The sequence below is a fragment of the Curtobacterium sp. B8 genome (assembly GCF_000333315.1).
GTDB lineage: Bacteria > Actinomycetota > Actinomycetes > Actinomycetales > Microbacteriaceae > Curtobacterium > Curtobacterium luteum.
In genome coordinates this window covers 1-4,333 of record NZ_BACW01000374.1, presented here as the reverse complement: position 1 = coordinate 4,333, position 4,333 = coordinate 1, and the positions used below count along the sequence as shown (strand labels likewise).

Below are 4,333 nucleotides of genomic sequence, written 5' to 3'. Positions count from 1 at the left end.
CCGCCGCGTCGATCTCCTCCTGCAGCGTGCCCATCTCGGCGAGGAGCGCGTCGAAGTTCGCGTCGGGCTCGGCCATGAGCGCGGAGATCTCGTTGAAGCGGACCACCTGCCGTGGGATCTCGCCGACGCCCTGCTGGACGTTCTCGAGGACGGTCTTGTCCTCGTCGAGCTCGGGCTCCTGCATGAGGATGCCGACGGTGAAGCCCGGGGTCAGCTTCGCCTCGCCGTTGGACGGCTGGTCGAGACCCGCCATGATCTTCAGGATCGTCGACTTGCCCGCACCGTTCGGTCCGACGACGCCGATCTTCGCGCCGGGGAGGAACGACATCGTGACGTCGTCGAGGATCAGCTTGTCGCCGACCGACTTGCGGGCGCGGACCATCTGGTAGATGTACTCAGCCATATCGCGGTCAAGTGTAGTGACCCGGACGGCACATCGCGCGGCCGCGGTGCCGTCGCCGGAAGACGCACCTGCCCGTTCGGGGGCTGACAAGTGTCGGTGGGGCGACGTACGGTACCTGCATCACTCGCCGGCGGGACCCGAAACCACCAGCTCGGCCTCGATCAGGACCAGGACCAGGACCACATGGCGAACAACCGACTCCGTCGTCTCATGCTGCCCATCATCGGGGCTCTCGCACTCGGGATCGCGGTGACGATCCCCGCTGCGCCCGCATCCGCGCTCAGCGTCCCGTCCGGCACGCCCTACATGACGTACACGGCGAACATCAGCGCCAAGGGCACCGGCACCGGCTACTCGTCGTACATCAACGTCCACGACGCCCACAACAACGCGTTCTCGTTCGGCATCCAGTCCGACTCCGGGTCGCCCCAGAGCAAGGGCAAGCCCCGCTACATCTGGGAGCGCGTGCAGAACGGCAAGTTCACCTACGGCTACCTGAACGCCGCGACGAACAACCTCACGCCCGTCGGGCTGCGCTGGTGGAAGAACGACGTCGCCGCGATCAGCGTCAACCACAAGACGATCGGCACCGTCAACGTGCACCTCGAACCGCGACTGTTCTTCAACGCCGAGGCGAACGCGCGCCTGAACGGCGACACCGTGCACTCCACCGTGCAGAACGTCCGGATCGACGTCGGCACCGCCACGGGTCGGATCGGGCTCAACGGCTCGTGGAACAACAGCTTCTCGTTCCACGGGTTGAAGGCGACGCAGACCAAGGCCGGCGTGCAGGGTGCCAGCTTCTCGATCGACGGCCGGGTGTCCGGGTTGGCGAGCGGCCACAACTGGGACACCGACCAGGTGTCGGGGATCGCGATGATCGCCCAGAAGTGGAACGGTCGCTGACCACCGACCGCTGACTGCGGACGCACCGCCGACCGGAGCGCCGGCCGCCCTCGGGTGGTCGGCGCTCCGTCGTCCGGCGGTGGCGCTCCGACGTCCGGCGGCGGCGCTCCGTCGGACGTCGGCGGCGCTCCGTCGGCCGCCGGGTCAGGCGGCTTCCGCGTCCCCGTCCTCCGCTCCGAAGGGGCGATCGAGGCCGAGGGCCGCGGGCAGCCCGTGCTGATCAGCGTCACTGAGTCCGGTCGCGTCACCCACGCCGAAGACACCCGACGGGTGCTCCTCGCCGAGGATCGCCGCGGTGTGGCGGTCTGCCTCGGCGGCATCGGGCAACGGCTCGTCGTCCGGCACGTCATCGCCAGGTCCGGCACCGGGTCCGTCGTCGGGGGCGTCGTCGGGACCGGGCAGGTGCACACCGTGCAGGTGCGCGCCGCCGACCTCCCCCGTCCGTGGATCGACCCGGGTGCTGTCCACCGGCGTCACGGCCGTCTCGTTCGCCTGCCGTGGCACGCGGATCCAGTTGCTGATGCCCCACGCGAGGTCGTGCCCGATGCCCTCGGCGTCCACCTCGACCGAGGTGCCGCCACGCCCGTCGCGCTCCCACGTGCGGATCCGCACCCGCCCGGTGACGACGATGCGGTCGCCCTTCTTCAGTGACTTGTGGACGTTGGCCGCGAGTGATCGGAAGGCCGTCACCGTGAACCAGTTGGTCGCGCCGTTGGTCCACGTCGAGGTGGCGCGGTCGAAGCGCCGTGACGGCGAGGCGAGCCGGAGGCTGGTGATGGCGATGCCCGTGTCGGTGACGAGGTGCCGGGGTTCGGTGGCGACGATGCCGCAGATCGTGATCGTGTCGTTCATGCTCCGATCGTGACGAGGCCCGGGCCGCGTCGGCGGCCCGGGCCTCGATCTGTGGATCACCACTCCGACGGCGCGACCTGTGCAGGAGAAGTGCCCCGTGCCTCCAGGCCGGGGTCAGTGCGCGCGGAACTCCGGTCGGTCCGCGTGCGGACCCATCGCCGCGTGCACCGCGCTCTTCGCGGAGCCGAGCGACGGGAAGACCCCGCCCGTGCTGCGGCGTCCGAAGAGCTCGACGTGGAACCCGTCCGGAGCGCGGTGGATGCTGCCCACCGCGCCGGCGGGACCGACCGCGACCCAGGTCCCCGCGGCACTCGTCGTCGAGTCTCCGGTCCTGTTCGTCGTCGTGCTGTTCGTCTTCGTGTCGTTCGTCATCGTTCGACCACCTCCTCGTGGCCCCGACGCCCGTGGCTAGGACGCCAGGATGTACTGACTGTAGGCCTTGCGGACCTTGTTCACCTTCGGCAGCGCGACCGCGAGGCAGTAGCCCTGACCGGGGTTCTTCGCGAAGAAGTCCTGGTGGTACTCCTCCGCCCGGTGGAACGTCGTGAGCGGCTCGATCGTGGTCACGATCCCACCGTCCCAGATGTCCGCCGCACGCTCGATCGCCCGCTCGAACAGCGCACGTTGCTCGTCGTCGGCCGGGAACATCGCGGACCGGTACTGCGTGCCGACGTCGGCGCCCTGACGGTTCAGCTGGCGCGGGTCGTGCAGCGTGAAGAACACGTCGAGGACGACGTCCGCCGGGATCACCGACTCGTCGAAGGTCACCGCGACCGCCTCGGCATGCCCGGTCGTCCCCGTGCACACGAGTTCGTAGGTCGGGTCCTGGGTGGTGCCGCCGATGTAGCCGGACACCACGTCCTGCACGCCCTGCAGGGTGCGGTACACCGCGTCGAGGCACCAGAAGCAACCACCTGCGAGCACGAACGTCGTCATGCGCCCACGCTACCGCGCCGTCCTCCACGTGCGCGGAGGGCGTCCGACGCCGAGGCGCGGGGCGCGGATCTCGGGGTACGCGTCGTCCACACCGCCGCAGTGTGCGGACGTCGTCCCCAGGAGGCATCCGTCGCCCTCGGCGTGTCGGTGGTCGCCCGTAGCGTCGGAGGCACGAACCACGGACCCATCGAGCACACACCAGGAGGACACCATGCACACCACGACGACCGAACCGGCGTTCCGGCTCCGCACGTCCTCCGTCGCCCGCAGCCGGGGCGACCTCCGCATCCTCGACGTCCGCGACGACCTCAGCCGGGTCACCCGCGCCAACGGCGAGATCGTCGGATACGTGGACCGCGTCGACGTCGCGGGCGGCACCGCGTACCGCGCTCGGCGCTACATCCCGACCGAGCGGCGGTTCGTCGAGTTCCCGGACGTCTGGTCCGCTGACGACGCGGTCGACTGCCTGCGCTGGGGCTGACGCCCGAGGTGTCAGGAAGGCGTCGGCGCGCCGCAGGTCGTCCCTCGCGACGACCCTCGCGTCACTTCTCCCAGCACCCCCCGGCGTCGCCCGGCGTCGCCCAGCGTGGGCGGATGCACGGATCGCCGGACAGCCTCCCCGCCGTCCGCGCGCACCCTGGGTACGGTTCGCGCATGGACTGGTGGAACGAGCTGACGGACTGGACCGCGTCGGACACGGGGTGGCGGCTGCTCTCGGGCGCGATCATCCCCTTCGTCGCCATCGTGGTGGCCGGCATCGTCGCCGCGCTCATCGGCCGCGGCGCGACCAAGCGCGTGGTCGCCCTGCAGGAGCGTGAGGCGAAGAACGCCGCCGTCGCCGCGATCATCTCCGCGGCGCGGAAGGCCGCGACGTGGGGCTCGCTCGGACACGAGGAGCGCGCCTACGCCGACCACCTCGCCGAGGACGCCGACGTGCGGCTCCGCCTCCTGCCGGTGTCGGGCGCCCCGCTCGCGGCGAACTGGGCCCAGCACGAGATCGCCGACATCAAGAAGAACTCGTCGACGTTCTCCTTCCAGGCCGACCAGTCCCTCGCCGAGTTCCGCGACCGTCTGCTCGAGTGGCAGGCACGCCCGAACCGCGCCCGCAAGCTGTTCAAGAGCGACCTCGAGCGCTGGAAGTTCGAGTCGCCCGATCCCGACGCTGACCTGGTCAAGCGCCAGCAGGACTGGAACGCCGACCAGGTGTCGAACCGCCAGGCCGAGACGCCGCAGCCC

General features: G+C 70.3%; 7 protein-coding genes. 3 read left to right on the top strand and 4 right to left on the bottom strand.

Going from position 1 to position 4,333, the window contains the following annotated elements; genetic code table 11:
* On the bottom strand, positions 1-403 hold a 403-nt coding region (locus I59_RS09775), incomplete at its 3' end, for an ATP-binding cassette domain-containing protein (protein WP_031273536.1).
* Between the two features lie 183 nt (positions 404-586).
* Here I59_RS09775 and I59_RS09770 point away from each other — a divergent pair.
* Positions 587-1,309 (top strand): hypothetical protein, encoded by a 723-nt coding sequence (locus I59_RS09770; RefSeq protein ID WP_022903716.1) that lies wholly within the window; start codon positions 587-589, stop codon positions 1,307-1,309.
* Positions 1,310-1,453: 144 nt separating this feature from the next.
* On the opposite strand, the gene I59_RS09765 is transcribed toward I59_RS09770, so the two are convergent.
* The 3 genes from I59_RS09765 to msrA form a co-directional block, all read right to left on the bottom strand.
* The gene (locus tag I59_RS09765; protein ID WP_022903715.1) at positions 1,454-2,161 is read right to left on the bottom strand and encodes a single-stranded DNA-binding protein; all 708 of its coding nucleotides are present in this window, start codon (positions 2,159-2,161) and stop codon (positions 1,454-1,456) included.
* A gap of 114 nt (positions 2,162-2,275) precedes the next feature.
* A complete protein-coding gene (locus I59_RS23450; protein WP_022903714.1) occupies positions 2,276-2,533 on the bottom strand; it encodes a hypothetical protein in 258 nt (85 codons plus the stop codon).
* A gap of 36 nt (positions 2,534-2,569) precedes the next feature.
* Positions 2,570-3,097 carry a peptide-methionine (S)-S-oxide reductase MsrA gene (gene msrA / locus I59_RS09755; RefSeq protein ID WP_022903713.1) on the bottom strand — a complete coding sequence of 176 codons (528 nt, stop codon included), beginning with the start codon at positions 3,095-3,097 and terminating at the stop codon, positions 2,570-2,572.
* A 211-nt stretch (positions 3,098-3,308) separates the two neighbouring features.
* Between msrA and I59_RS19660 the strand changes: the two genes are divergently transcribed.
* Both I59_RS19660 and I59_RS09745 read left to right on the top strand, forming a co-directional pair.
* Positions 3,309-3,578 (top strand): hypothetical protein, encoded by a 270-nt coding sequence (locus tag I59_RS19660; protein ID WP_022903712.1) that lies wholly within the window; start codon positions 3,309-3,311, stop codon positions 3,576-3,578.
* A gap of 173 nt (positions 3,579-3,751) precedes the next feature.
* Positions 3,752-4,333 (top strand): hypothetical protein (locus I59_RS09745; protein WP_022903711.1); only part of this gene is annotated, 582 nt, incomplete at its 3' end.